The 25,732-nt window shown below is 53.6% G+C and carries 21 protein-coding genes; 4 read left to right on the top strand and 17 right to left on the bottom strand.

Annotated elements, in window-relative coordinates; translation table 11 throughout:
• Window positions 1–2 precede the first annotated feature (2 nt).
• The 16 genes from dnaE to rpsB form a co-directional block, all read right to left on the bottom strand.
• The gene (gene dnaE, locus J2125_RS15705) at window positions 3–3,485 is read right to left on the bottom strand and encodes a DNA polymerase III subunit alpha (RefSeq protein ID WP_017800347.1); all 3,483 of its coding nucleotides are present in this window, start codon (window positions 3,483–3,485) and stop codon (window positions 3–5) included.
• 36 nt (window positions 3,486–3,521) lie between these two features.
• Window positions 3,522–4,166, bottom strand: coding sequence for a ribonuclease HII (gene rnhB / locus J2125_RS15700; protein WP_017800348.1), 645 nt, complete (start codon window positions 4,164–4,166; stop codon window positions 3,522–3,524).
• A complete protein-coding gene (gene lpxB, locus J2125_RS15695) occupies window positions 4,159–5,307 on the bottom strand; it encodes a lipid-A-disaccharide synthase (RefSeq protein WP_017800349.1) in 1,149 nt (382 codons plus the stop codon). The genes rnhB and lpxB overlap by 8 nt, the downstream gene beginning before the upstream one ends.
• Before the next feature lie 3 nt (window positions 5,308–5,310).
• Window positions 5,311–6,099 (bottom strand): acyl-ACP--UDP-N-acetylglucosamine O-acyltransferase, encoded by a 789-nt coding sequence (lpxA, locus tag J2125_RS15690; protein WP_017800350.1) that lies wholly within the window; start codon window positions 6,097–6,099, stop codon window positions 5,311–5,313.
• A gap of 3 nt (window positions 6,100–6,102) precedes the next feature.
• The gene (fabZ, locus tag J2125_RS15685; RefSeq protein WP_017800351.1) at window positions 6,103–6,558 is read right to left on the bottom strand and encodes a 3-hydroxyacyl-ACP dehydratase FabZ; all 456 of its coding nucleotides are present in this window, start codon (window positions 6,556–6,558) and stop codon (window positions 6,103–6,105) included.
• Between the two features lie 159 nt (window positions 6,559–6,717).
• On the bottom strand, window positions 6,718–7,740 hold the full coding sequence (lpxD, locus tag J2125_RS15680) for a UDP-3-O-(3-hydroxymyristoyl)glucosamine N-acyltransferase (RefSeq protein ID WP_017800352.1): 1,023 nt from the start codon (window positions 7,738–7,740) through the stop codon (window positions 6,718–6,720).
• A 3-nt stretch (window positions 7,741–7,743) separates the two neighbouring features.
• Window positions 7,744–8,241, bottom strand: coding sequence for a molecular chaperone Skp (gene skp / locus J2125_RS15675; protein ID WP_017800353.1), 498 nt, complete (start codon window positions 8,239–8,241; stop codon window positions 7,744–7,746).
• A gap of 118 nt (window positions 8,242–8,359) precedes the next feature.
• Window positions 8,360–10,753, bottom strand: coding sequence for an outer membrane protein assembly factor BamA (bamA, locus tag J2125_RS15670; RefSeq protein WP_017800354.1), 2,394 nt, complete (start codon window positions 10,751–10,753; stop codon window positions 8,360–8,362).
• 57 nt (window positions 10,754–10,810) lie between these two features.
• Entirely contained in the window at window positions 10,811–12,160 is a 1,350-nt protein-coding gene (rseP, locus tag J2125_RS15665; protein WP_017800355.1) for a sigma E protease regulator RseP, read from the bottom strand.
• 16 nt (window positions 12,161–12,176) lie between these two features.
• Window positions 12,177–13,034 carry a phosphatidate cytidylyltransferase gene (gene cdsA / locus J2125_RS15660; RefSeq protein ID WP_017800356.1) on the bottom strand — a complete coding sequence of 286 codons (858 nt, stop codon included), beginning with the start codon at window positions 13,032–13,034 and terminating at the stop codon, window positions 12,177–12,179.
• Between the two features lie 18 nt (window positions 13,035–13,052).
• Window positions 13,053–13,805, bottom strand: a complete 753-nt coding sequence (gene ispU / locus J2125_RS15655; RefSeq protein ID WP_017800357.1) for a (2E,6E)-farnesyl-diphosphate-specific ditrans,polycis-undecaprenyl-diphosphate synthase — start codon at window positions 13,803–13,805, stop codon at window positions 13,053–13,055.
• A gap of 186 nt (window positions 13,806–13,991) precedes the next feature.
• Window positions 13,992–15,194, bottom strand: coding sequence for a 1-deoxy-D-xylulose-5-phosphate reductoisomerase (gene ispC, locus J2125_RS15650; protein ID WP_017800358.1), 1,203 nt, complete (start codon window positions 15,192–15,194; stop codon window positions 13,992–13,994).
• A gap of 197 nt (window positions 15,195–15,391) precedes the next feature.
• A complete protein-coding gene (gene frr, locus J2125_RS15645; protein WP_017800359.1) occupies window positions 15,392–15,949 on the bottom strand; it encodes a ribosome recycling factor in 558 nt (185 codons plus the stop codon).
• A gap of 140 nt (window positions 15,950–16,089) precedes the next feature.
• A complete protein-coding gene (gene pyrH / locus J2125_RS15640) occupies window positions 16,090–16,815 on the bottom strand; it encodes a UMP kinase (protein ID WP_017800360.1) in 726 nt (241 codons plus the stop codon).
• Between the two features lie 247 nt (window positions 16,816–17,062).
• Window positions 17,063–17,911, bottom strand: coding sequence for a translation elongation factor Ts (gene tsf / locus J2125_RS15635; RefSeq protein ID WP_017800361.1), 849 nt, complete (start codon window positions 17,909–17,911; stop codon window positions 17,063–17,065).
• 303 nt (window positions 17,912–18,214) lie between these two features.
• Window positions 18,215–18,940, bottom strand: a complete 726-nt coding sequence (gene rpsB / locus J2125_RS15630) for a 30S ribosomal protein S2 (RefSeq protein ID WP_026111608.1) — start codon at window positions 18,938–18,940, stop codon at window positions 18,215–18,217.
• 339 nt (window positions 18,941–19,279) lie between these two features.
• Here rpsB and map point away from each other — a divergent pair, with 339 nt between their 5' ends.
• From map to J2125_RS15610, 4 genes are all read left to right on the top strand, one after another.
• Window positions 19,280–20,074, top strand: coding sequence for a type I methionyl aminopeptidase (gene map / locus J2125_RS15625; RefSeq protein ID WP_017800363.1), 795 nt, complete (start codon window positions 19,280–19,282; stop codon window positions 20,072–20,074).
• A gap of 89 nt (window positions 20,075–20,163) precedes the next feature.
• A complete protein-coding gene (gene glnD / locus J2125_RS15620; RefSeq protein WP_017800364.1) occupies window positions 20,164–22,818 on the top strand; it encodes a bifunctional uridylyltransferase/uridylyl-removing protein GlnD in 2,655 nt (884 codons plus the stop codon).
• A 120-nt stretch (window positions 22,819–22,938) separates the two neighbouring features.
• The gene (dapD, locus tag J2125_RS15615; protein WP_017800365.1) at window positions 22,939–23,763 is read left to right on the top strand and encodes a 2,3,4,5-tetrahydropyridine-2,6-dicarboxylate N-succinyltransferase; all 825 of its coding nucleotides are present in this window, start codon (window positions 22,939–22,941) and stop codon (window positions 23,761–23,763) included.
• 336 nt (window positions 23,764–24,099) lie between these two features.
• Window positions 24,100–24,492, top strand: coding sequence for a DUF3461 family protein (locus J2125_RS15610; RefSeq protein WP_017800366.1), 393 nt, complete (start codon window positions 24,100–24,102; stop codon window positions 24,490–24,492).
• A 35-nt stretch (window positions 24,493–24,527) separates the two neighbouring features.
• Here J2125_RS15610 and J2125_RS15605 read toward each other — a convergent pair whose 3' ends face one another.
• A complete protein-coding gene (locus J2125_RS15605; RefSeq protein WP_017800367.1) occupies window positions 24,528–25,685 on the bottom strand; it encodes a CdaR family transcriptional regulator in 1,158 nt (385 codons plus the stop codon).
• Between the last annotated feature and the right edge of the window lie 47 nt (window positions 25,686–25,732).

Below are 25,732 nucleotides of genomic sequence, written 5' to 3'. Positions count from 1 at the left end.
TTTTAGTCAAACTCCAGTTCCACCTGCTCCGATCCTACCAACGAACGTAGATCGTTAAGTAAACGATCGTTGGGCGACACGCGCCATGCTGCGCCGAAGCGCAACTTCGCCCGCGCATCTTCTCTCTGATAATAGAGATGCACCGGAATGGTTCCCGAACGATGGGGTTCCAGGGATTGACGGAGACGGTTCAAAAGCTGGTCATCAATTTGCCTGTCCGTCAGCGAGATAGCAAGCCCGCGCGCATATTTTTCGCGAGCTTCATCAATGTCCATCAGTTCGCGGGCGGTCATCTTAAGGCCACCACTGAAGTCATCAAAGCTGACCTGTCCGCTGACGATCAGGATACGGTCTTTCTCCAGCATATGCTGGTATTTATCTAACGCATCTGTGAACAACATCACTTCCAGACGGCCAGAACGGTCATCCAGCGTGCAGATGCCAATACGGTTACCGCGTTTTGTTACCATTACGCGGGCCGCCACCACCAGACCGGCTGCCGTGGTAACTTTACCACGATCGGTCGGGTGCATGTCTTTCAGGCGCGATCCACCAACATAGCGCTCAATTTCTTTCAGGTACTGATTAATCGGATGGCCGGTAAGATATAACCCGAGGGTTTCACGCTCACCGTCCAGCTGAATTTGTTCCGGCCACGGCGTGACATCAGAATAGGATTTCTCAACCTGTTCCGGCGCGTCCGCCAGGACGCCAAACATATCGGCCTGGCCGATCGCCTCGGCTTTGGCATGTTGATCGGCGGCCTTCAGCGCGTCGCCAAGGGCGCTCATCAGCGCAGCGCGGTGCGGTCCAAGGCGATCAAACGCCCCGGACATAATCAGTTTTTCCAGCACCCGGCGATTAAGCTTTTTGGTATCGGTGCGCGCGCAGAGGTCAAACAGCTCACGGAAATAGCCACCTTCGTTACGCGCTTCGAGAATCGCCTCAATCGGGCCTTCACCGACACCTTTAATTGCGCCGATACCGTACACGATCTCACCGTCACCGTTCACATGGAAGTGATACTGCCCGGAGTTAATATCCGGCGGCAGGATTTTTAATCCCATGCGCCAGCACTCATCCACCAGCGACACCACTTTCTCGGTGTTATCCATATCAGCGGTCATTACTGCCGCCATAAACTCGGCCGGATAGTGCGCTTTTAACCACAGTGTCTGGTACGAGACCAGCGCATAGGCCGCGGAGTGCGATTTGTTAAAGCCGTAACCGGCGAATTTCTCCACCAGGTCAAAGATTTTTACCGACAGCTCGCCATCGATACCGCGCGATTTGGCGCCATCTTCAAAACCGCCGCGCTGCTTGGCCATCTCGACCGGGTTCTTTTTACCCATCGCTCGACGCAGCATATCCGCGCCGCCAAGGCTGTAACCGGCCAGCACCTGGGCGATCTGCATCACCTGTTCCTGATAGAGGATGATGCCGTAGGTTGGCTCCAGTACCGGTTTCAGCGACTCATGCTGCCACTGGATATCCGGATAGGAGATCGCTTCACGACCATGCTTACGGTCGATAAAGTTATCCACCATCCCCGACTGCAACGGCCCCGGACGGAACAGCGCCACCAGCGCGATCATATCCTCAAAGCAGTCAGGTTTCAGGCGCTTAATCAGATCTTTCATGCCGCGTGATTCAAGCTGGAATACCGCAGTGGTTTCCGAGCGTTGCAACATATCGAAGCTTTTTTTGTCATCCATCGGGATGGCGGCGATATCGACTGGCGGCTCGCCCTGCTTTTCACGTCGGGCGTTAATCATTTTCAACGCCCAGTCGATAATTGTCAGCGTACGCAGGCCAAGGAAGTCAAACTTCACCAGCCCGGCATACTCAACGTCGTTCTTATCAAACTGGGTGACCGGCTGGTTGCCGTTCTCATCGCAATAGAGCGGTGCAAAATCGGTAATTTTAGTTGGCGCGATCACCACACCACCGGCGTGTTTACCGGCGTTGCGCGTCACACCTTCCAGCTTACGCGCCATATCGATCAGCGCTTTGACCTCTTCATCCGCCTCATAGATTTCCGGCAGCTGCGGCTCAGCAAGGAAGGCTTTTTCCAGCGTCATGCCCGGATCGGGCGGCACCAGTTTCGAGATGCGATCAACAAAACCGTAAGGATGCCCCAGTACACGACCCACGTCGCGGATTACCGCTTTCGCCGCCATCGTACCGAAGGTAATAATCTGTGATACCGCCTGGCGGCCATACATGTCAGCTACGTGCTCGATCACCAGATCACGTTTTTCCATGCAGAAGTCGACGTCAAAGTCGGGCATCGATACACGTTCCGGATTCAGGAAGCGTTCGAACAGCAGGTCAAACTCCAGCGGATCGAGGTCGGTAATTTTCAGCGCATAGGCCACCAGCGAACCAGCACCGGAACCACGTCCGGGACCGACCGGCACCCCGTTATCCTTCGACCACTGGATAAACTCCATAACGATCAGGAAGTAACCGGGGAAGCCCATCTGGTTGATAACTTTCAGCTCGATATCGAGACGGTCATCATACTCCGGGCGTTTTTCCACGCGTACTTCAGGGTCCGGGAACAGAAATTCCAGACGCTCTTCCAGTCCCTCTTTCGATTTCATGACGAGGAAATCTTCGGTACTCATTTCACCGGTCGGGAACTGCGGCAGGAAGTACTCGCCAAGGCGAATGGTGACGTTACAACGCTTAGCAATCTCTACGCTGTTTTCCAGTGCTTCCGGGATGTCCGAGAACAGCTCGCACATCTCCTCTTCACTGCGCATATATTGCTGAGGGCTGTAGTTACGTGGGCGTTTGGGGTCATCAAGGGTAAAACCGTCGTGGATCGCCACACGTATTTCATGGGCGTCGAAATCTTCGGCGTTAATAAAGCAGACTTCATTGGTCGCCACCACCGGGATCCCTTCGGCAATCGCCAGCTCGACCGCCGCGTGCAGATAGCTCTCTTCATCCGGGCGTCCGGTACGGATTAACTCCAGATAGTAGCGATTGGGGAAATGCTGCTGATAGAACGCCAGGCACTGCGCGACCAGCGCAGTGTTGCCGCGCAGCAGGCTTTTGCCAACATCGCCGCGCCGTCCACCGGAGAGCAGAATCAGTCCTTCCTGCAGCTCCATCAGCCAGTCACGGTCGATAACTGGTCCCGCCGCGCCATAGCCACGCTGATAGGCGCGCGAGATCAGCAGCGTCAGGTTCTGATAACCGGTGTTATTGGCCGCCAGCACGGTGATATGGCTCAGCTCATCGCCCATCAGTTCGCTGGAGACAAGGAAGTCAGCGCCGATGATCGGCTTAACGCCAGCGCTGTGCGCACTGCCATAAAATTTCACCAGACCGCAAAGGTTGGTGAAGTCAGTTATAGCGACCGCTGGCATACCGATAGCCGCCGTTTTTTTCACCAATGGGGCAGTCTTGGCGAGTCCATCGATCATGGAGTAGTCGCTGTGAACGCGCAGGTGAATAAAACGTGGTTCAGCCATAGATCTGTTAACTCCGGTTAATACTTAACGCCGCCCCTACAGGATTTGTAGGGGAGCCGCTTTCGGCTCCCGTGCATTGCTGACTTCCGCATCCAGTAACGCGTTACGCACCGGGGCGAAACTGCGGCGATGATGTGCCGTAGCGCCATGCTGCGTCAGTTGCGCCAGATGGAATGCGGTCGGATAACCTTTATGCTGGGCAAAACCATACTGTGGAAACTCTTTATCCAGCTCGGCCATTTCGCGATCGCGCGTCACCTTGGCAATAATAGAAGCCGCACTGATCTCCGCCACCAGACTATCGCCTTTTACCACCGCCAGCGATGGCATCGGCAATGCCGGGCAGCGATTACCGTCAATCAGCACATAATCCGGCAGTACAGCGAGTCCCGCCACCGCGCGCTGCATCGCCAGCATAGTGGCATGCAGGATATTGAGCTGATCGATCTCTTCCGGCTCGGCGCGCCCGACACTCCAGGCCAGCGCATTGGCTTTGATCTGATCATACAGCGCCAGACGGCGTTTTTCTGACAGTTTTTTCGAATCGGCCAAACCGATAATCGGTTTGGCCGGATCGAGGATCACCGCGGCAGTGACGACCGCGCCCACCAGCGGCCCGCGACCCACTTCATCAACGCCGGCAATACAGCTTGCCAGCGGTGGATAGATAAAATTAGACATTTGCCAGCTCCAGCACGGCTTCTGCCGCTTGTTCATCCGCGTTCCAGCGGATTTGATGGTGCAATTCGTGGAAGGTCGCCAGCAGTGCGTCGCGCGCCTTCCCCCCGGAGAGTAACGGTTCCAGCGCCGCCGCCAGCAACGCCGGCTGACACTCGCTCTGCAACAGCTCTTTCACCAGCTCACGACCGGCCAGCAAGTTCGGCAGTGAGACATAATCGGTTTTCACCAGCCGTTCCGCCAGCCAGAAGGTGAACGGCTTCATGCGGTAGCCCACCACCATCGGACACTTGGCCAGCATACACTCCAGCGCGGCAGTACCAGACGCCAGCAGTGCGGCATCACTGGCGACCATCGCCTCACGGCCATGCCCATCAAGCAGATGCATCGGCAGATCCGGTGCCACTTCCGCTTTGATCCGCTCAAACTGCTCGCGCCGTTTAGCGTTCACCAGCGGCACGACAATTTCCAGCTCAGGCCACTTTTCGCGCAGCAGCAGCGCCGTTTTCAGGAAATCGGCGCTTAGCATCTCAACTTCCGCTCCGCGACTGCCCGGCAGCAGCGCCAGACAGCGGGCATTTTCATCAATCTCTAACGTCTGACGGGCAGTCAGCTTATCCGGCTGCAGCGGCATGGCGTCCGCCATCGTGTGGCCGATAAAGCGGCAAGGCACATTAAATCGGTCATAAAACGCTTTTTCAAACGGCAGAAATGCCAGCACCAGATCGGTCGATCTGCCAATTTTGAAAACACGTTTTTGTCGCCATGCCCAGACTGACGGGCTGACGTAATGAATAGTGCGAATACCGCGCTGTTTTAAACGTCCTTCAAGGGTGATGTTAAAGTCTGGCGCATCGATGCCAACAAAAACATCCGGTCGCAGTTCGCTAAAACGACGGGTCAGATCGCGACGGATCTTCAGCAAGCGTGGCAGACGTTCAAGCACCTCAACGATGCCCATTACCGCCAGCTCTTCCATCTCATACCAGGCTTCACAACCTTCCGCCTGCATCAGCGGCCCTGCAACACCAACAAAGTGCGCATCAGGGTGCTTCGCTTTCAGGGCGCGAATCAAACCTGCACCAAGAATATCGCCGGAGGTTTCTCCGGCGACCAGGGCAATCGTTAAAGGACGCTTTAGCATAAGTTAACGAATCAGACCTCGCGTTGAACGCGTAAAGAAATCGTAGAATGGCTGCACCTCAGGATGTTGCCGGGCGATAGCTTCAATCTCAGGCTTCACTTCATCCAGCGTACGGCCACTGCGGTACAGCAACTTATAAGCATTGCGAATCGCATGCAGTGCTTCTTTGCTGAAGCCGCGACGTTTCAGCCCTTCGATGTTGATGCCAAATGGCGTTGCGTGGTTGCCCTGCGCAATAACATAAGGTGGAACATCCTGAGCAACGCCCGAACAACCGCCGACCATCACATGCGCGCCGATGGTGCAGAACTGATGCACCGCCGTCATGCCACCAATAATGGCAAAGTCATCAACAGTAACATGGCCGCCAAGCGTAGCGTTATTGGCAAAAATACAGCGGTTGCCAATCACGCAGTCATGGGCGATATGTGCGTTAATCATCAGCAGGTTATCACTGCCAATTTTCGTCACGTCGCCGCCCTGCGCGGTGCCACGATGGATAGTCACACTTTCGCGAATGCGGTTGCGATCGCCAATTTCCACGCGCGTAGGTTCACCGGCATATTTGAGATCCTGATTCACTTCACCAATCGAAGAGAACTGATAAATCTCATTATCCTTACCAATGCGCGTGTGGCCATTCACCACCACATGGGACTTCAGTACGGTACCTTCACCAATTTCAACGTTAGCGCCAATAAAGCAAAATGGGCCAATATGGACGCGAGCGCCAATAATGGCGCCCTCTTCAACAATTGAACTCGGATGGATTACGGCGGTTTGGTCTATCACGGATTAAGCCTCCCGGCTGCGGGCACACATCATGGTAGCTTCGCAGACAATTTTACCGTCAACAGTTGCCACGCCTTTAAAGCGTGTCAGGCCACGACGGGTTTTCTCAAATGTGACTTCCATAATCATCTGGTCGCCAGGTACGACAGGACGCTTAAAGCGCGCTTCATCAATACCAGCAAAATAGTACAGCTCGCCCGGTTCCAGTTTACCCACGCTTTTAAACGCCAGAATACCGGTGGCTTGCGCCATCGCTTCCAGAATCAGGACGCCTGGAAAAATCGGCTTACCAGGGAAGTGCCCCTGGAAAAACGGTTCATTGACCGTTACGTTTTTCACTGCACGCAGATATTTATGCTCTTCAAAATCAAGAACGCGATCTACCAGCAAAAATGGGTAACGGTGCGGCAGTAGCTCTAAAATCTCTTCAATCTTCAGAGTATGAGTTTCAGTAGTCAAAATACTCTTCCTGTCCTAAAAAAAATCTGATGGCATTAATAACACGGCCTGCAAAGATCACAGGATCGTCCGCAGGCCGCAAATTCTGTTTCCGTGCGCTTGGCTTTCCCTGCTTCGCATGTTTTATTTATGAAAGCTGGGCAGACGCGGGATGGTCGCTTAGTCTTTGCCGACTTTGCGCTCGATGTGCTTTAAGCGTTTGCTTAACTCATCAATATTCATCACCAACGCTGCAGTTTTACGCCAGGTTTTGTTGGGTTGCAGCGGAATTCCGGAAGAGTATACCCCAGGTTCGGTAATTGGTCTCATCACCATTCCCATTCCGGTCACCGTAACTTTGTCACAAATCTCCATGTGACCATTAATTACGCTGGCGCCGCCAATCATACAGTAGCGACCAATCGTCAGGCTGCCCGCCATGATCACGCCACCCGCAACAGCGGTATTGTCGCCAATCACAACGTTATGTGCAATCTGACACTGGTTATCAATGATAACACCATTGCCGATTTGAGTGTTATCCAGCGCGCCACGGTCAATCGTGGTACAAGCGCCAATTTCAACCCGGTCGCCAATCACCACGGTGCCAAGCTGCGGAATCTTCACCCAATTGCCGCGATCGTTAGCATAACCGAAGCCATCTGCGCCGATCACCGTGCCTGACTGAATCAGACATTGCTCACCGATGCGCACTTCATGGTAAACCGAAACATTGGCCCAAAGACGGGAACCGGCGCCGATATGAGTATCTTTACCAACAAAACAACCGGCGCCAATTACCACGTTATCACCCAGTTCAACGCCAGATTCGATCACCGCATTGGCGCCGACTGAAACATTTTTACCGAGTTTAGCGCTGGCATCAATCACCGCGCTGGGTGCGATATTGCTGGCCGGTTGTGGAGTGGTATCCAACAGTTGCGCCATACGCGCATAGGTCAGATAAGGGTTTTTAACGATCAGCGCAGCGCTCTGGCACCACTCCAGATCCGCTTCCGTCAGCACCACGGCTGAAGCCTGGCAGGTTGCGAGCTGCTCGCGGTAGCGACTGTTAGATAAAAAAGTGATCTGACCGTTTTGGGAGGATTGCATAGAAGCAATGCCGGAGATGACGATATCGCCATCTCCGTGCAATTCTGCATCCAACTGCTGGGCTAAATCAGCCAGTCGAATTGAAGACATGGATTATTTAACCTGTTTCAGTACATCAGCAGTGATGTCTTTAGAGTTAGATGCATAAGCAACTGCGTTTGCATCGATAACGACGTCGTAACCTTCATCGTCAGCCACTTTCTTCACAGCGTCCTGAATACGGCTCAGGATTTTATTACGCTCTTCGCTCTGACGACGACGGTTGTCCTGCTCAAAAGCCTGCGCTTTAGTCGAGAACGCTTCACGCTGCGCCATGATGTCTTTTTCCATGCGGCTGCGCTCGCTCGCCTTCATGGTTGAACCGTCGCGCTGCAGACGCTGCATTTTAGTTTGCAGATCGCGTTCCTGGTTCTGCAGCTCGCTTGCGCGGCCTTTGAATTCATTTTCAAGCTGCTTCGCAACTGTCGCACGCTGCGGTAACTGTTGGAAAATGCTGGAAACGTTTACCACTGCAATTTTGTCAGCAGCCTGGGCGCCAGCTGAAACAGCTAAAGCAAGACTCAGACCTGCGGCACATAACAACTTTTTCACTATAAACTCCTTACCATCACCGTTCGTGTCATTGACACATGTTTTGCGTGACCCCGGCACACCTGTGTGGCCGGGCGACAACGCGATACTCACTTGAGCAGCTTCCTTGCGCAGGTCGTTACCAGGTTTTACCAATGTTAAACTGGAACTGCTCTGCTTTATCTCCATCATACTTTTTCATCGGCTGAGCGTATGAGAACACCAGCGGGCCAAGTGGAGACATCCACTGCAGCGCCAGACCGGCAGAAACACGTACGTTGGTTGGATCGCTGTAATCCGGCGCACCTGCCGCGCGGGTTTCAGCAGTATCCTCCCAATGGGTATCCCATACGGTACCGGCATCAACAAACAGTGATGTACGTACCGAGTTAGAATACTTCTCACTCAGGAATGGCGTTGGCGTAATCAGCTCCATGCTGGCTACCGCCATAGCGTTACCACCTACCGCATCGTCAGAGCTACAGAGTGCTGCTGTTCCGGAACAGTTAGACGAGTTGTTATTGTAGTAGACCGCTTTCGGACCGATGTTGTTCGAACGGAAACCACGCACCGTGCTGGAGCCACCGGCATAGAAGTTCTCGTAGAACGGCAATTCCTTACCGCTTAAACCATCGCCATAACCCAGACGACCACGGCCTAACAGCACCCAGGTACGATCCTGGTTGATCGGCATATACTGTTGGCTGTCCAGCGTCACTTTATAGAAGCTGTTGTCTGAGCCAGGAATCGTCACTTTACCGTTCAGGTTGGTACGGTTACCTGAGGTCGGGAAGAATCCACGATCCAGATTGTTGTAAGTCCAGCCATAGTTGAAGGTAAAGTCATCTGCTGAATAATCCTGGCCAGGCTCCTGACCAACGGAGCGCAGATAACGCCACATGGCAATCTGCGGCTGCATATCGGACAGGGAGTTATGCACATAACCCAGACCTACACGCAGCGTGTTATTTTCGTTGACCGGGAAGCCAAGCGTACCGTCCAGACCATAGCTTTTGTTGGTATAGTCTGAGAGGTCAGCATCATCCGCTTTAAAGTCGTTATAGAACAGACGACCACCAAGACTGACGCCATCAACGGTAAAGTACGGATCGGTCAGAGAGAATTCTGCATAGGTCTGGTAATCGTTTTTGGTACCACTGATACCAACGGTATTACCGGTTCCCAGCCAGTTTTCCTGCTGTACGCCGACCTGGAAACTAACGCCGCTTTCGGTGCCGTAACCAATACCAAAGTTAAAGGTACCGGTGTTGCGCTCTTTCACCTTATACACCACGTCAACCTGATCAGGCGATCCTGGTACACGCTGGGTATCAGTGTCGACCGTTTCAAAATAACCGGTACGATTCAGGCGCTCTTTGCCCTGCTCAACAAGGTCGCTGCCCAGCCATGCCCCTTCCATCTGACGCATTTCACGGCGCAGCACGGAATCTTTCGAGGTATCGTTACCTTCAAAACGCACTTTACGCACGTAGTAACGGTTACCGGCATCGACGTTAACATGCAACTTAACGGTTTTATCCGCATCGTTGATTTCAGGCTGTGTCACCACGCGTGGATAAGCATAGCCGTAACGGCCAAACATCTTCTTGATGTCGTCTTCCATACGCGTCACTTTGGCGCCGTTATACAGCTCGCCCGGCTCAACTTTGGTCAGGCTTTCAACTTCTGCTGAGTGACCGGCCATATTGCCGTTAACCACCACCCCAGAAAGCTTGTACTGATCGCCTTCGGTGATATTGACGGTGATATAGATGCCTTTTTTATCCGGCGTCAGGCTGACCTGAGTGGAATCAATGTTAAAACGGGCATAGCCGCGATCCAGATAGAAGCTGCGCAGGGTTTCAAGGTCACCCGCCAGTTTCTGCTTCTGGTATTTACGATCGCCCACCACATTCCACCATGGCACTTCATCACGCAGCTGGAAGCGGGAGATCAACTCTTCCGAGCTGAACGCTTTGTTGCCGACCACGTTAATCTGCTGAATTTTGGCGGAAACACCTTCGGTGAACACCAGTTTCAGGTCAACACGGTTGCGCGGCAACGGCGTTACCACCGCTTTTACGCTGGCGCTGTATTTGCCGACGCTGTAGTAGAAATCCTCCAGACCCTTCTCGATTGTCGAGATGGTGGTGCGGTCCAGCGCTTCGCCGACGCGTACGCCAGAGGCTTCAAGGTTCTGCTTAAGCATGTCTTCTTTCACCGCTTTGTTACCGGAGAAAGTGATGCTGGCAATGGTCGGACGCTCTTTCACCTGAACGATCAGCGTTTCGCCGTCGCGCAGGACCTGAACGTCTTCGAAGTTTCCGGTCGCAAACAGGGAGCGAATGGTATTACTGATGTCTTCGTCAGACACAGAATCCCCTACCCGCACAGGCATGCTAAGCAAGGCCGCACCGACGGCGACTCGCTGCAGTCCTTCGAAATGAATGTCCTTCACTACGAACCCGTCTGCACCGTATACGGTGGCGCTGCTAAACAGCAGCGACGCTATGAGCAACTTTTTCATCGCCATCGTTGTTATGCGTTCTTCCTAACACATCCCGAGCCTGCGTGCGCCTTGCGGCGACGACTACAAGCGAGAGAAATCATTGAATAGTGCAAGCCCCATTAACAGCACCAGCAAAATCGAGCCGATACGATAACTGAAGTCCTGAACTCGCTCGGACACCGGTCTTCCTTTGATCTTTTCGATCGCCAGGAAAAGCAGATGACCACCATCTAAAACCGGTAATGGGAACAGGTTGATAATCCCGAGGTTCACGCTGATTAACGCGAGGAACATCAGATAATAAATCACACCATATTCAGCTGACATCCCGGCACCCTGCGCGATTGAAATCGGCCCGCTCAGATTGTTCAGCTTTACATCACCCGTAACCAGCTTGCCAAGCATGCCAACCGTCAGCTTCATCAGTTGCCAGGTTTTATCCGTGGCCTCACCAATTGCCGCAAACGGACCATACTGGCGCACTGTCTTATATTCGTCCGGCAGTGGGATCACGCGAGGTATCACACCCGCAAACCCTTCTGCACTGTTATCCGGCTTCGCCTCAGGCGTCAGCGTCAGACTGACCACTTCCCCCTGGCGCTCAACGTCAAGCGCAATGGCCTTCCCTGGATTGTCACGCACCTGGGTGACAAAACTCTGCCATTGCCCTAACAGCTGACCATCGACTTTAACGATCCTGTCGCCTGCTTGCAAACCTGCCGCACTGGCAGGTGAGCCAGACTGCACTTCAGCCAGTACCGATTCAATCTCTGGTCCACGTGGCCGAATCCCTAATGCCACCACCGGGTCCTGCTTATCAGGCTCGAATTGCCAGTTGCGCAAATTGAGCTTTTTTTCCGTAGATTGCGAAGAGCCAAATGGCGCCACACGGACGGTGGTTTCGTCGTCGCCGATTTTTGCCACCAGCGCCATACGTACAGCTTCCCAATCAGGCGTTTCGATACCGTCTACTGCTTTTAGTTCCATGCCAGGGGCAATTTGCGCTTCCGCAGCCACCGAACCGCTCACAATTTCACCAATAACCGGACGAACCCCGGGCACGCCATGGATAAATACCAGCCAGTAAGCAAAGATGGCGAAAATGAAGTTGGCGATGGGACCGGCAGCAATAATCGAGGCGCGCTGCAACACGGTTTTGTTGTTAAAAGATTGATGACGCAGTTCAGGCGGCACGCTCTCGACGCGCTCATCGAGCATCTTAACGTAGCCGCCGAGGGGGATAAGCGCGATCACATACTCAGTGCCCTGACGATCGCGGCGACGCCACAGCGCTTTACCAAACCCAATGGAGAAGCGCTCCACTTTGACGCCACAGCGGCGTGCAACCCAGAAATGGCCGAACTCATGGACGGTAATTAACACGCCCAGCGCAACGATAAAGGCAGCAAAGCTCCAGAGTATGCTCAACATGGCAATGATGCGTCCTTTAAAGGGTTTTGAAGACCAGCAGCAGCAGGCAGGCAAATACCGGCACCGCAGCAGTCAGGCTATCAATACGGTCGAGAATACCGCCGTGACCCGGAATCAGATTTCCGCTGTCTTTAATTCCGGCTTCGCGTTTAAACATACTCTCGGTCAAATCACCCAGTACCGACGCTAATGCCGCGACAATCGAACACGCCAGCAGTGTCACCGGCTCGATGGTTAACGGCGCCCACAGGCCAAACAGCCAGGCGATCAGCGCCGACGTCAGCAGGCCGCCAAAGAAACCTTCCCAGGTTTTGCCCGGTGAGACTTTTGGCGCCAGCTTGTGTTTGCCAAACAGACGACCAAACATATAGGCGCCCGAATCTGCACCCCATACCAGGAACATCACATACAGCAGCCACCAGGCGCCGGCGAAATGGTCGATATCATAATGATACTGGCGCAACGCCAGCATGCCCCAGAAGAAAGGCACAATGGTCAGGATACCGAACACTAAACGGAGGAAACGTGACTGACGCCAAAGTGCGGCGGATGTCGGATAAAACAGCACTAATCCCAGCGCCACCAGCCACCAGCCGAGCGAGGCCCAGAGCGAGATAGTCATCACGGGTAAATGCAGACTGTGCTGATACGCCGGAAGCGCCAGCATCATTAAGGCGAGCAGCAGACCGCAAAGTACGGCCAGCCAGATACGTTGAGAGCGGGATGCAAAGCCTGCAAACTGACCCCATTCCCATGCGGCCAGCATACACACCACCAGAGTGGTAATCATAAAACCTGACGGCGGCAGCAAAAACAGCGCGGCAATCACCACCGGAATCAGTATGAATGCCGTAATCAGACGAGATTTCAGCAAAGGTTACCCCCAGTGCGCTCAGGCGCCACCAGGTGCTGCGCCGCCAAACCGGCGCTCTCGGTGTGAGAAAGCATTCATTGCACCTTCAAAAACTTGTTCATCAAAATCAGGCCAAAGAACATCAGTAAAGTAAAACTCTGCATAGGCAACCTGCCATAGCAGGAAGTTACTGATGCGATGTTCTCCCCCGGTCCTTATTACCAGATCCACTGGCGCCAGATCGCTGAGGCAAAGATGCTTATCCAGGGACTCTTCGTCGATCTGATCGGGACGAAGCAATCCTTCCTGCACCTGCTCGGCGATTTGTCTGACGCCATGGATAATATCCCAACGGCCACCATAATTCGCGGCAATGTTGAGCGTTAGTCCATTATTTTGTTGAGTAAGTTCCTCAGCGCGGCGAATCCGCTCTTGTAAGCGTGAATTAAAGCGACTGATGTCACCAATAATTCTTAAACGAACATTATGCTTGTGCAGGCTTTTCACTTCGCTGTCGAGCGCCCAGACAAAAAGCTCCATCAACGCCAGGACTTCCTGTGGCGGACGGTTCCAGTTTTCGCTGCTAAAGGCATAAAGCGTGAGTGCATCGAGCTTATTACTCACGGCGAAACTTACGGCACGACGGACCGATTTCACTCCCGCTTTATGACCGGAGATGCGCATTTTGCCCTGACTCTTTGCCCAGCGCCCGTTGCCATCCATAATGATGGCCACATGGCGGGGGCCGCTCCCGAGCTGGTCATCGGTTTGTAATTGATTTTCGGACGACATAACGCGTAATTATTTCCTTTAATCAGAAATACAACGGCTTCTGAATACTCTGTACGCTGGCGCAAAAAAGCCGTGTTCCACACGGCTCTCACTACCGCTACGACAGGCCACATCTGCTCAACGGTAGCCGGTGACTATACCATTTCCGGCCGCAGCGAACAAATAGCGGCTCGGCAAATCATTTAATTACCGGTAAGCGGCAAAGCGCGGCAACAGTTCATTCGCCACGGCGCGTGCCTGCTTGTCGATCGCTATCACCGCTTCAACACTCTGCGGCTCTTCACAAGAAAGCGCTGCCAATACCGCCATATTCAGCCCGGCAATATCAGTAAAGCGAATCTGTGTGTTCAGGAACGCAGCAACAGCAATCTCGTTCGCAGCATTCAATGTGGTCGTCGCAGCCTGTCCTTGTTCGCAGGCATCCATTGCCAGTTTCAGGCAGGGATAACGTGCAAAATCAGGCTCAGCGAAAGTGAGTGCACCCATGCGGGTGAAATCCAGCGGCGTAACGCCAGCGTTAACTCGCTGTGGCCAGGCCATCGCATGGGCAATTGGCGTACGCATATCTGGAGAACCCAGTTGTGCGATTACGCTGCCATCGCGATAACGCACCATGGAGTGAATCACTGATTGCGGATGCAGGATCACTTCCATCTGCGCGTCAGTGGCATTAAACAGCCAGCGAGCTTCGATGTATTCAAGGCCTTTATTCATCATGGTGGCCGAGTCGACAGAAATTTTACGTCCCATCGACCAGTTCGGATGCGCACATGCCTGATCTGGCGTTACGCTGCTCAGCGCAGTCACTGGCGTGTCACGAAAAGGGCCACCCGATCCCGTAAGAATAACGCTCTCAATGCCGTTACCCTTGAGATCAGCGTAACCTAACTGCTGCTGGATGGAAGCAGGCAAACTCTGAAAAATGGCATTATGCTCACTGTCGATCGGCAACAGCTGGGCTTTCGACTCACGTACTGCGTCCATAAATAAACGGCCGCAAGTGACAAGCGACTCTTTGTTCGCCAGCAGTACGGTTTTCCCGGCACGGATGGCGGCGAGAGTCGGCAACAACCCGGCGGCGCCGACAATCGCCGCCATCACCTGATCGACATCGTCTAATGCCGCCAGTTCGCAGGCAGCCTGCTCTCCGGCCAGCACTTCGGTGGCGACATTTAACGCCGCCAGTCGCTGACGTAACGCCTGCGCAGAGGCTTCATCGGACATCGCCGCAAAGGCGGGGCGGAACAGCTGGCACTGTTCAGCCATCAGCTCGACGTTGCGACCGGCGACCAGCGCCTTTACCGCAAATAGATCAGGATTTTCGCGCACCACCGCCAGTGTGCTGGTGCCGACGGAACCGGTCGAGCCGAGGATGGTTAATTGCTTCATTAGGCTGCTCTGTGTAAGTACTCATGCAAACGGGCGGCGCTAACGCCGCCCCTACGCGAAAACTGGTGTAGGGGCGGCGTTAGCGCCGCCCACTGGCATAGGGGTACATATTAACGAATCAAAATGCAAAACGCCGCCAGACCCGCCATTCTGCCAGAACGGGAACCTGTACGGCGTTTTTACGGCGCATGATGGAATCAGAATTCCATCAGTTCCGCTTCTTTTTCTGCCAGGGCCACATCGATTTTTTTGATGTAGGCGTCGGTCATTTTTTGAATCTCATCCTGTGAACGACGCTCGTCGTCTTCACTGATCTCTTTGTCTTTCAGCAGGGCTTTCACTTTATCGTTAGCGTCACGACGGACGTTACGCACGGAAACACGCCCCTGCTCCGCTTCACCGCGGACCACTTTGATCAGATCTTTACGACGCTCTTCGGTCAGCGCTGGCAAAGGAACACGAATGTCCGTACCGGCAGAACTTGGGTTCAGACCCAAATCGGAAGTCATAATCGCTTTTTCAACCGCCGCGCTGATCGAGCGATCAAACACGTTGATTTTCAAAGTACGAGAATCTTCAACGGTTACGCTGGCCAGCTGGCGCAGCGGAGTAGCAGCACCGTAATACTCAACCATAATGCCATCGAGAATACTCGGTGAAGCACGGCCGGTACGGATTTTGCTGATATGGTTTTTGAACGCATCGACGCATTTATCCATGCGCACATCTGCATCTTTTCTGATGTCGTTAATCACGTTGGAACCCTTGGATTCTGGTTACCAGGCAGGCCTTAGCCAGCTAAGACCCGTTTAAATAATCTTCGATAATCCTGAATGGAGTGCGAGACAGGGCATCGCACTCACAGAATATACCCTATTTTACGCCGTGACTGATATTAATGCGTAATCAGCGTGCCTTCTTTTTCACCCATCACCACGCGGCGCAGCGCACCTGGTTTGTTCATATTGAACACGCGGATTGGCAGCGAATGGTCGCGCGCCAGGGTAAATGCCGCCAGATCCATCACTTTCAGTTCGCGCTCCAGCACATCCTGATAGCTCAGTTGATCATGCAGGGTCGCGTCCGGATTAGTCACCGGGTCAGCAGAGTAAACGCCGTCGACTTTGGTGGCTTTCAGCACCACGTCGGCTTCGATCTCGATGCCACGCAGACAAGCTGCAGAGTCGGTAGTAAAGAATGGATTACCGGTGCCGGCAGCGAAAATCACCACACGGTTATTACGCAGTAAACTGATAGCTTCAGCCCAGCTGTAGTTGTCACACACGCCATTCAGCGGAATCGCTGACATCAGACGCGCATTAACATAGGCACGGTGCAGCGCGTCGCGCATGGCAAGGCCGTTCATTACCGTGGCCAGCATGCCCATATGATCGCCAACAACGCGATTCATACCCGCCTTTGCCAGACCAGCGCCGCGGAACAGGTTCCCGCCGCCGATCACCACGCCCACCTGGATGCCGAGCTCGACCAGCTCTTTCACTTCTTGCGCCATACGGTCGAGAACGCTTGCGTCGATACCAAAGCCTTCGGCACCTTGCAGTGCTTCACCACTCAGTTTTAGCAGGATACGTTGATATACAGGTTTTGCATTGGTAGCCATGGTCATTTTTCCTGGAAGCTATCATCAAATTGGAAGAGTAAAATCTGATGTATCATCCGCTTAGTCAGCATAAATTGCTATTGGGATGAGACTGAAAATGCGTAGAGCTAAATTTTTTATGCTGGGCAGAAACGGGAGCCGATAACGACTCCCCTACGATATCTGTAGGGGCGGCGTTATCGCCGCCCACAGCTAACGTGAAGTCCAGATAAAAAAGAACCGCCATTCGGCGGTTCCTTAACCATGCTTACTGCTTAGACATGGCCGCAACTTCTGCTGCGAAGTCGCTTTCGACTTTCGCGATGCCTTCGCCCACTTCAAAGCGGATGAAGTTAACCACGGTAGCACCCTTCTCTTTCAGTGCCTGGCCCACGGTTTTAGCTGGATCGATAACGAATGCCTGACCAGTCAGAGAAACTTCGCCGGTGAATTTCTTCATACGGCCTTCAACCATTTTCTCTGCGATCTCTTTCGGCTTGCCAGATTGCATAGCGATATCCAGCTGAACCTGACGCTCTTTCTCAACCACTTCGGCAGACACGTCTTCCGGGTTGACAAACTCAGGCTTGCTTGCTGCAACGTGCATGGCAACCTGCTTGATCAGCTCTTCATCAGCGCCGGTAGCAGAGATCAGTACGCCGATACGCGCGCCATGCTGGTAGCTGCCCAGCTGCTCACCTTCGAGAACTTCAACGCGACGGATGTTGATGTTTTCGCCAATTTTGGCAACCAGCGCCACGCGCTGCTCTTCGAACTGGGTCTTCAGCACTTCAACATCAGTCACTTTACCAGCAACTGCTGCGTCCAGAACTTCATCAACGAATGCCTGGAAACCGCCATCTTTAGCAACAAAGTCAGTCTGGCAGTTAACTTCCAGAATCACAGCGTAGTCGCCAGCGATTTTAGTTTTGATAACGCCATCAGCAGCAACGTTGCCTGCTTTTTTCGCTGCTTTAATCGCGCCAGACTTACGCATATTTTCGATAGCCAGCTCGATGTCGCCGTTCGCTTCGGTCAGCGATTTTTTGCAGTCCATCATGCCCGCGCCAGTACGCTCGCGCAGTTCTTTTACCAATGCAGCGGTAATTTCAGCCATTCCAGAATCCTCGATTCGTCCCTGTGCGCCTGCGCGCAGTAAGAGACTTGTTGCGGAAAATTTATTCTGCCCCGCCAGCCAGATGGCCCGGCAAAACAGACTTTAAAAATAAAAGGGGCCTTAAGGCCCCTTACAGATCACAATCTGAAATACCCTTCGCTCTTCAAGCTGCAACGGCGTTGGCTTCCTTCTCTCACCCTGGTCACTTAGTTAACTAAGCTCCCAGAGTTCGTTCAGTTGCCGCCTTGTTGCAGCTTGAATGCTCTTGGGTATTATAAGGGCTCTGTTAAGAGCAAGCCTTAATTACTCAGCTTCGGCGAAGGTCTCTTCAGCCTGCTGCGCCAGATCCTGTGAACGACCTTCGCGAACAGTGGTCGCAACTGCAGTCAGATACAGTTTAATCGCACGGATCGCATCGTCGTTACCAGGGACAACGAAATCAACGCCATCTGGATCAGAGTTAGTATCAACGATAGCAAATACCGGGATACCCAGGTTGTTTGCTTCTTTGATTGCGATGTGTTCGTGGTCAGCATCGATTACGAACAGTGCGTCCGGCAGGCCGCCCATATCTTTGATACCGCCCAGGCTGTTTTCCAGCTTGGCCAGTTCACGAGCACGCATCAGCGCTTCTTTCTTGGTCAGTTTATCGAAGGTACCGTCCTGAGACTGGATTTCCAGATCTTTCAGACGTTTGATGGACTGACGAACGGTTTTCCAGTTAGTCAGCATGCCACCTAACCAGCGATGGTTAACGAAGAACTGGTCGCAGCTCAGAGCAGCTTCTTTCACCGCTTCGCTTGCCGCGCGCTTAGTACCAACGATCAGGATCTTACCTTTACGGGAAGAGATCTTGTTCAGTTCAGCCAGAGCGTTGTTGAACATTGGTACAGTCTGCTCAAGGTTGATGATGTGAACTTTGTTACGTGCGCCGAAGATGAATGGCTTCATTTTCGGGTTCCAGTAACGGGTCTGGTGACCGAAGTGTACACCGGCCTTGAGCATGTCGCGCATGGAAACAGTTGCCATGATTACCTCTATATAAATGATTGGGGTTGGGCCTCCACATATCCCATACAACCGACCTTGAACAGCGATAACGCTCTTCGCAGGCACCCCGGCGTATGTGTCGATATGTGTGTGTTATTTACACATAATGAGATTTATGCGTTTCCCGCATAACAAGTTTAACCTTGTCGTACAGAGAATCGTCGGCGCGCTTTATACCATAAAGCCGCCTGTGACGCCAATAATTGTTATCCCGCCAGCTGCAATTCAATCACTATTTGGCAGCATCCGGACGGGCTGTTAACATTGTATCACTAGCTACATTATTGTCGAAAATGACGACAACAGCGGATAAAATTAATGGCAATTTCAATAAAAACCCCTGAAGAAATCGAAAAAATGCGCGTGGCGGGCCGTCTGGCAGCCGAAGTGCTGGAGATGATCGAACCCTATGTTAAGCCGGGTATCAGTACCGCTGAATTAGATCGCATTTGTCACGACCATATCGTCAATAAGCAGCAGGCGGTCTCCGCCTGTCTCGGCTATCACGGTTTTCCTAAGTCAGTCTGCATCTCGATTAACGAAGTGGTGTGCCACGGTATCCCGAGTGATGAAAGGCTGCTGAAGGATGGCGATATCGTTAATATCGACGTCACTGTGATCAAAGATGAGTACCACGGCGATACCTCGAAGATGTTTATCGCTGGCACGCCGACGATTCTTGGCGAGCGCCTGTGCCGCATTACGCAAGAGAGCCTCTATCTGGCGCTGCGCATGGTCAAGCCGGGTATTCGTCTGCGTACGCTGGGTCGTGAGATCCAGAAGTTTGTTGAAGCGCAGGACTTCTCAGTGGTGCGTGAGTATTGCGGTCATGGTATTGGCAAAGGTTTCCATGAAGAGCCACAGGTACTGCATTACGATGCGGATGATGGCGGCGTAGTGTTGCAGGCCGGTATGACCTTTACGATCGAACCGATGGTTAACGCCGGTGATTATCGTATTCGCAGCATGAAAGATGGCTGGACGGTAAAAACTAAAGATCGCAGCTTGTCCGCGCAGTATGAGCATACTATTGTGGTGACAGAAAACGGCTGTGAAATTTTGACGCTGCGTAAAGATGACACCATCGAAAACGTATTAGTGAACGAGGGTTAATCCCGCGAAGCACGCTGCGTAAACACCCCTGAAAGCCGGCCCTGTCGCCGGTTTTTTTATGTCCGAGAGATGCTGAAGAGAGAGCGCAGATGAGCAATAGCGTGACAGAAAACGTAAATATCGGGCTTTCGGACTCACCGGCCCACTGGGACGATACGCAACTCACCCGCGAAACCCTGAAGCAGTATCTGGACGCGTTTAACCAGCATCTGGCCGATGCCTTTGATGCCGGCGCCGATGCTGAAGATCTGATCGACGCCCGCACCCTGTTTATCGACCGGTTGTTACGCCGCCTGTGGCGTTTTTACGGCTTTGACGTGATGAGCGATATCGCGCTGGTGGCGGTCGGGGGTTATGGCCGTGGCGAGCTGCATCCGCTGTCTGATATCGATGTGCTGATCCTCAGCCGCACACCGCTGGACGAAGCAGCAGCGCAACGCACCGGCGAGCTGCTGACGCTGATGTGGGATCTGAAACTGGAAGTGGGCCACAGCGTGCGTACGCTGGAAGAGTGCCTGCTGGAAGGGCTTTCCGATCTGACGGTCGCCACTAACCTGATCGAATCACGCATGCTGGTCGGCGATGTCGCGCTGTTTCTTGAAATGCAGAAAAACGTTTTCAGCGACGGCTTCTGGCCGTCATCGCGCTTTTTCGCCGCCAAGATTGAAGAACAGCAGGAGCGCCATAAACGTTATCACGGCACCAGCTACAATCTCGAGCCGGATATAAAAAGCAGCCCGGGCGGCCTGCGCGATATCCATACCCTGCTGTGGGTGGCGCGTCGCCATTTTGGCGCCACCTCGATGAGCGAAATGGTCGACTTTGGCTTTCTGACTGAAGCCGAACGCAATGAACTGAACGAGTGCCAGAGTTTTTTATGGCGTATTCGTTTTGCGCTGCATCTGACGCTGACTCGTTACGATAACCGTCTGCTGTTCGATCGCCAGCTCACCGTGGCTCAGCGCCTGAACTATCAGGGCGAAGGTAACGAGCCGGTGGAGCGGATGATGAAGGACTTCTTCCGCGTCACGCGTCGCATCAGTGAGCTGAATCAGATGCTGTTGCAGCTGTTTGACGAGGCGATTCTGGCGCTCGGCGCCGATGAAAAGCCCCGCGCGATTGATGATGATTTTCAGCTGCGCGGCAGCTTGATCGATCTGCGCGATGAAACCCTGTTCGAGCGTGAACCGGTAGCGATTATGCGCATGTTCTATACCATGGTGCGCAATCAGAATATTACCGGCATCTACTCCACTACCCTGCGTCAGCTGCGCCATGCCCGTCGCCATCTGAAACAGCCGCTATGCATGATTCCGCAGGCGCGTAAGTTATTTCTCGCCATCCTGCGCCACCCCGGCGCGGTCAGTCGCGCGCTGGTGCCCATGCATCGTCACAGCGTGTTGTGGGCATATATGCCGCAGTGGAGCAATATTGTCGGCCAGATGCAGTTTGACCTGTTCCATGCCTACACCGTAGATGAGCACACCATCCGCGTCCTGCAAAAGCTGGAAAGCTTTGCCGATGAAGCGACGCGTCCGCGCCATCCACTGTGTGTCGAGCTATGGCCGCGCCTGCCGCAGCTGGAACTGCTGTTAATGGCGGCGCTGTTTCACGATATCGCCAAAGGACGCGGCGGCGATCACTCGGTGCTTGGCGCGCAGGACGCGCTGGAGTTTGCCGAGATGCACGGCCTTAACTCGCGCGAAACCCAGCTGGTCGCCTGGCTGGTGCGCCATCACTTACTGATGTCGGTCACTGCGCAACGCCGCGATATTCAGGATCCGACCGAGATCCAGCAGTTCGCGGAAGTGATGCAGAATGAAAATCGCCTGCGCTATCTGGTCTGTCTGACCGTCGCCGATATCTGCGCCACCAATGAAAACTTATGGAACAGCTGGAAACAGAGCCTGCTGCGCGAACTGTTTTTCGCGACTGAAAAGCAGCTGCGTCGCGGCAGCGAAAACAGCCCGGATCTGCGCGAACGTGTGCGCCATCACCGTTTGCAGGCGCTGGCGCTGTTGCGTATGGATAATATCAATGAAGAGGCGCTGCACGATATCTGGTCGCGCTGTCGCGCTGACTATTTCCTGCGCCATACGCCGAATCAGCTGGCGTGGCATGCGCGTCATCTGATGAACCATGATTTAACTAAGCCGCTGGTGCTGGTGAGTCCGCAGGCCACACGCGGCGGCACCGAGATCTTTATCTGGAGTCCGGATCGCCCTTACCTGTTTGCCGCCGTCGCCGGTGAGCTGGATCGCCGCAATCTTAGCGTGCATGATGCGCAGATCTTTACCAGCCGCGACGGGCTGGCGATGGACACCTTTATCGTGCTGGAACCGGACGGCAGCCCACTGTCAGCCGATCGCCATCTGATGATCAGTCAGGCGCTGGAGCAGGCAATTACCCAGACTAACTGGGTGCCGCCGCGTACCCGACGCCAGGCGGCGAGGCTGAAGCACTTTAACGTCGATACAGAGGTTAACTTTTTGCCAACCCACACCGACCGGCGCACCTATCTGGAACTGATTGCGCTTGATCAACCCGGTTTACTGGCGCGCGTGGGCGAGGTTTTCTCGGACCTCGGCGTATCACTGCACGGTGCGCGTATCAGCACCATCGGCGAGCGGGTAGAGGATTTATTTATTCTGGCAAACAGCGATCGGCGCGCACTTGATGCCGAATTACGTGATGTATTGCAACAACGGTTGACAGAGGCACTTAATCCAAACGATAAAGTGTGACCCGGACACAATTTTTACTATGCAATGTAGGGGCGGCGTTATCGCCGCCCGTGCTGACCAGCGCATCGGGAGCCGATAACGGCTCTCCTACAAGACGATTGATTACAGGAACTATATTTAATGCAACAATTACAGAGTGTTATTGAAGCCGCCTTCGAGCGCCGTGCCGACATCACCCCAGCTAACGCTGATACCGTGACTCGTGAAGCCGTAAATCAGGTAATTAGCCTGCTGGACAGTGGCGCGCTGCGCGTAGCTGAAAAGATCGACGGTCAGTGGGTCACTCATCAGTGGCTGAAGAAAGCGGTTCTGCTCTCATTCCGCATCAATGACAATCAGGTGATTGATGGCGCAGAAAGCCGCTACTACGACAAAGTGCCGATGAAATTCGCCGGTTACGACGATGCGCGCTTTAAGAAAGAAGGTTTCCGCGTGGTGCCGCCTGCGGCTGTGCGTCAGGGTGCGTTTATCGCCCGCAACACCGTGCTGATGCCGTCTTACGTTAATATCGGCGCTTACGTTGATGAAGGCTCAATGGTAGATACCTGGGCAACCGTGGGTTCTTGCGCGCAGATCGGTAAAAACGTTCACCTGTCTGGCGGCGTGGGTATCGGTGGCGTACTGGAGCCGCTGCAGGCTAACCCAACCATCATTGAAGACAACTGCTTTATCGGCGCACGTTCTGAGATCGTTGAAGGCGTTATCGTTGAAGAAGGCGCGGTGATCTCGATGGGTGTGTATATCGGTCAGAGCACCAAAATCTACGATCGCGAAACCGGTGAAGTGCATTATGGCCGCGTACCTGCTGGCTCGGTGGTGGTTTCCGGCAACCTGCCATCGAAAGACGGTAGCTACAGCCTGTACTGTGCGGTAATCGTGAAGAAAGTCGACGCTAAAACGCGTGGCAAAGTGGGCATCAACGAACTGCTGCGCACCATCGACTAATTATGCTGCGGGCCACGCCCTGTGGCCCGTAATCTTTTCTTTACACTTCCCCGCACAATTACCTGTTTTGCGTAGCGAATTAACAGGTGCATTTGTTCAGATTTCAGACGATAATCCGCGCCAGTTAATCTTAATCACACTACGACGGTTTCTGCACTTTCGACTTCTGTGACGGCATTGATCGCATTAGTACGAAACGAGTGAGCTAAGTGAAGACAAGGCGTAAGCGCGCAGCAACCGCAGTGGACTTGAGTCCATGAGGATTGCGAGCACTGCACAACGCAGGATTCACGACGCGCAGCCGGATCGACATCAACTTACAAAGGAATCAATATCATGTATGACAATTTGAAAAGCCTCGGCATCAGTTCACCTGACGATATCGACCGCTACAGCCTGCGTCAGGAAGCCAACAACGACATTCTGAAAATCTATTTCCGCAAAGATAAAGGTGAGTTCTTCGCCAAGAGCGTGAAATTTAAATATCCGCGTCAGCGTAAAACTGTGGTCGGCGACAGTATCGGCCAGGGTTATAAAGAAGTGCAGGAAATCAGCCCGAACCTGCGCTACGTGATCGACGAGCTGGACCAGATTTGCCAGCGCGACCAGGTTGAAGTGGATCTGAAGCGTAAAATTCTCCACGATCTGCGTCATCTGGAAAGCGTGGTATCGAATAAAATCACCGAGATTGAATCAGATCTGGAAAAATTAACTCGTAACGGACGTTAATTTATCGGGGCGGCATTAGCGCCGCCCGCTTCTTCCTACGGCTGCTCATCGAGCTGTAACGCGACATACAGCAATAGCCTGTCATCGAAATTACTCAGATTTAACCCCGTCAATTCCGAGATCCTGTTCAGACGATACTCCAGCGTATTGCGATGGATAAACAGCGCTTTTGCCGTGGCCGAAGGCTGAACATTATGACTGAACCACGAAATCAGCGTCCGTCGCAGTAAGCCGTTGCTATCCAGCGCTTTCAGTTTTGCCAGCGGACGCGATAACTCATTCGCCTGCCAGCCGCCGCGTAAACTATCCAGCAGCACCGGCAGCACTAAATCCTGATAGAAGTAGCTGCGCTGATCCGGCATACGCTGTTTACCCACCAGCATGGTGGTATGCGCGGTACGGTATGAACGCGCAATACTGCCCTGCCCGGTGAAAAAATTGCCCAACGCGATTCTGATACGCAGATGCCCGCTCTCTTTCATTCGCGACAGTAGCTGCTCCACGCGCCGCCGGTGCTCATCCTGATCGTGACGGCCATGGGTATTCAGCGCCGGTTTTAGCACCACCATCTCCGTCAGCGAAACAATGGCGATCAGGTTATCACGCTCCGGCGTGGTCAGCAGGGTTTGCAGCTGCTGCAACTCTGACATCGCACTGTCGACACCCAGCTGACCGCTGTCCACTTCCACCACCGCCACAACGCGCGGCTGATTAAGATCGATGCCCAGCCGCTGCGCCCAGTCATTCAGGGCGGGCGACAGGATTTCATTGCGGATTAAATTCAGCACCAGCTCTTCACGTAAACGGCTGTCCTGCGCCAGCATATGCAGCAGACGCGCCTGCTCCAGCATCATTTCGGCGGTCATACAGACCAGTTCACCATAGTGGCGCAGGGTCAGCGGATCGCCGGTCAGACCAATTACGCCGACGATCTCGCCATCAATTCGCAGCGGCAAATTAATACCAGGCCGCACGCCATGCAGATGTTTCGCTACCGCTTCGTCGATATCCACCACCCGCGCTTGCGACAGGGCCAGCAGCGCCCCTTCGTGCATTTCCCCAATGCGTTCACGGTCGCCACTGCCAACAATGCGCCCGCGCGCATCCATCACATTGACATTACTGTCAATAATTTTCATCGTGCGCGCGACGATCTCCTGGGCCAGACGTGCATCCAGATGATAGGTGGCCATCAAACACTCCTGCAAAGCATAGGGATATTCAGCATAGCGGGGAGAAT

The organism is Winslowiella toletana, assembly GCF_017875465.1.
Lineage (GTDB): Bacteria > Pseudomonadota > Gammaproteobacteria > Enterobacterales > Enterobacteriaceae > Erwinia > Erwinia toletana.
This window is presented reverse-complemented; position numbering and strand designations above follow the sequence as displayed.

Bases quoted from the DNA above. Each gene is read 5' to 3' on its own strand.
- dnaE (WP_017800347.1), bottom strand. From the start codon at position 3,485: ATGGCTGAACCACGTTTTATTCACCTGCGCGTTCACAGCGACTACTCC.
- rnhB (WP_017800348.1), bottom strand. From the start codon at position 4,166: ATGTCTAATTTTATCTATCCACCGCTGGCAAGCTGTATTGCCGGCGTT.
- lpxB (WP_017800349.1), bottom strand. From the start codon at position 5,307: ATGCTAAAGCGTCCTTTAACGATTGCCCTGGTCGCCGGAGAAACCTCC.
- lpxD (WP_017800352.1), bottom strand. From the start codon at position 7,740: ATGTCTTCAATTCGACTGGCTGATTTAGCCCAGCAGTTGGATGCAGAA.
- bamA (WP_017800354.1), bottom strand. From the start codon at position 10,753: ATGGCGATGAAAAAGTTGCTCATAGCGTCGCTGCTGTTTAGCAGCGCC.
- rseP (WP_017800355.1), bottom strand. From the start codon at position 12,160: ATGTTGAGCATACTCTGGAGCTTTGCTGCCTTTATCGTTGCGCTGGGC.
- ispU (WP_017800357.1), bottom strand. From the start codon at position 13,805: ATGTCGTCCGAAAATCAATTACAAACCGATGACCAGCTCGGGAGCGGC.
- ispC (WP_017800358.1), bottom strand. From the start codon at position 15,194: ATGAAGCAATTAACCATCCTCGGCTCGACCGGTTCCGTCGGCACCAGC.
- pyrH (WP_017800360.1), bottom strand. From the start codon at position 16,815: ATGGCTACCAATGCAAAACCTGTATATCAACGTATCCTGCTAAAACTG.
- tsf (WP_017800361.1), bottom strand. From the start codon at position 17,911: ATGGCTGAAATTACCGCTGCATTGGTAAAAGAACTGCGCGAGCGTACT.
- rpsB (WP_026111608.1), bottom strand. From the start codon at position 18,940: ATGGCAACTGTTTCCATGCGCGACATGCTCAAGGCCGGTGTACACTTC.
- map (WP_017800363.1), top strand. From the start codon at position 19,280: ATGGCAATTTCAATAAAAACCCCTGAAGAAATCGAAAAAATGCGCGTG.
- glnD (WP_017800364.1), top strand. From the start codon at position 20,164: ATGAGCAATAGCGTGACAGAAAACGTAAATATCGGGCTTTCGGACTCA.
- dapD (WP_017800365.1), top strand. From the start codon at position 22,939: ATGCAACAATTACAGAGTGTTATTGAAGCCGCCTTCGAGCGCCGTGCC.
- J2125_RS15610 (WP_017800366.1), top strand. From the start codon at position 24,100: ATGTATGACAATTTGAAAAGCCTCGGCATCAGTTCACCTGACGATATC.
- J2125_RS15605 (WP_017800367.1), bottom strand. From the start codon at position 25,685: ATGGCCACCTATCATCTGGATGCACGTCTGGCCCAGGAGATCGTCGCG.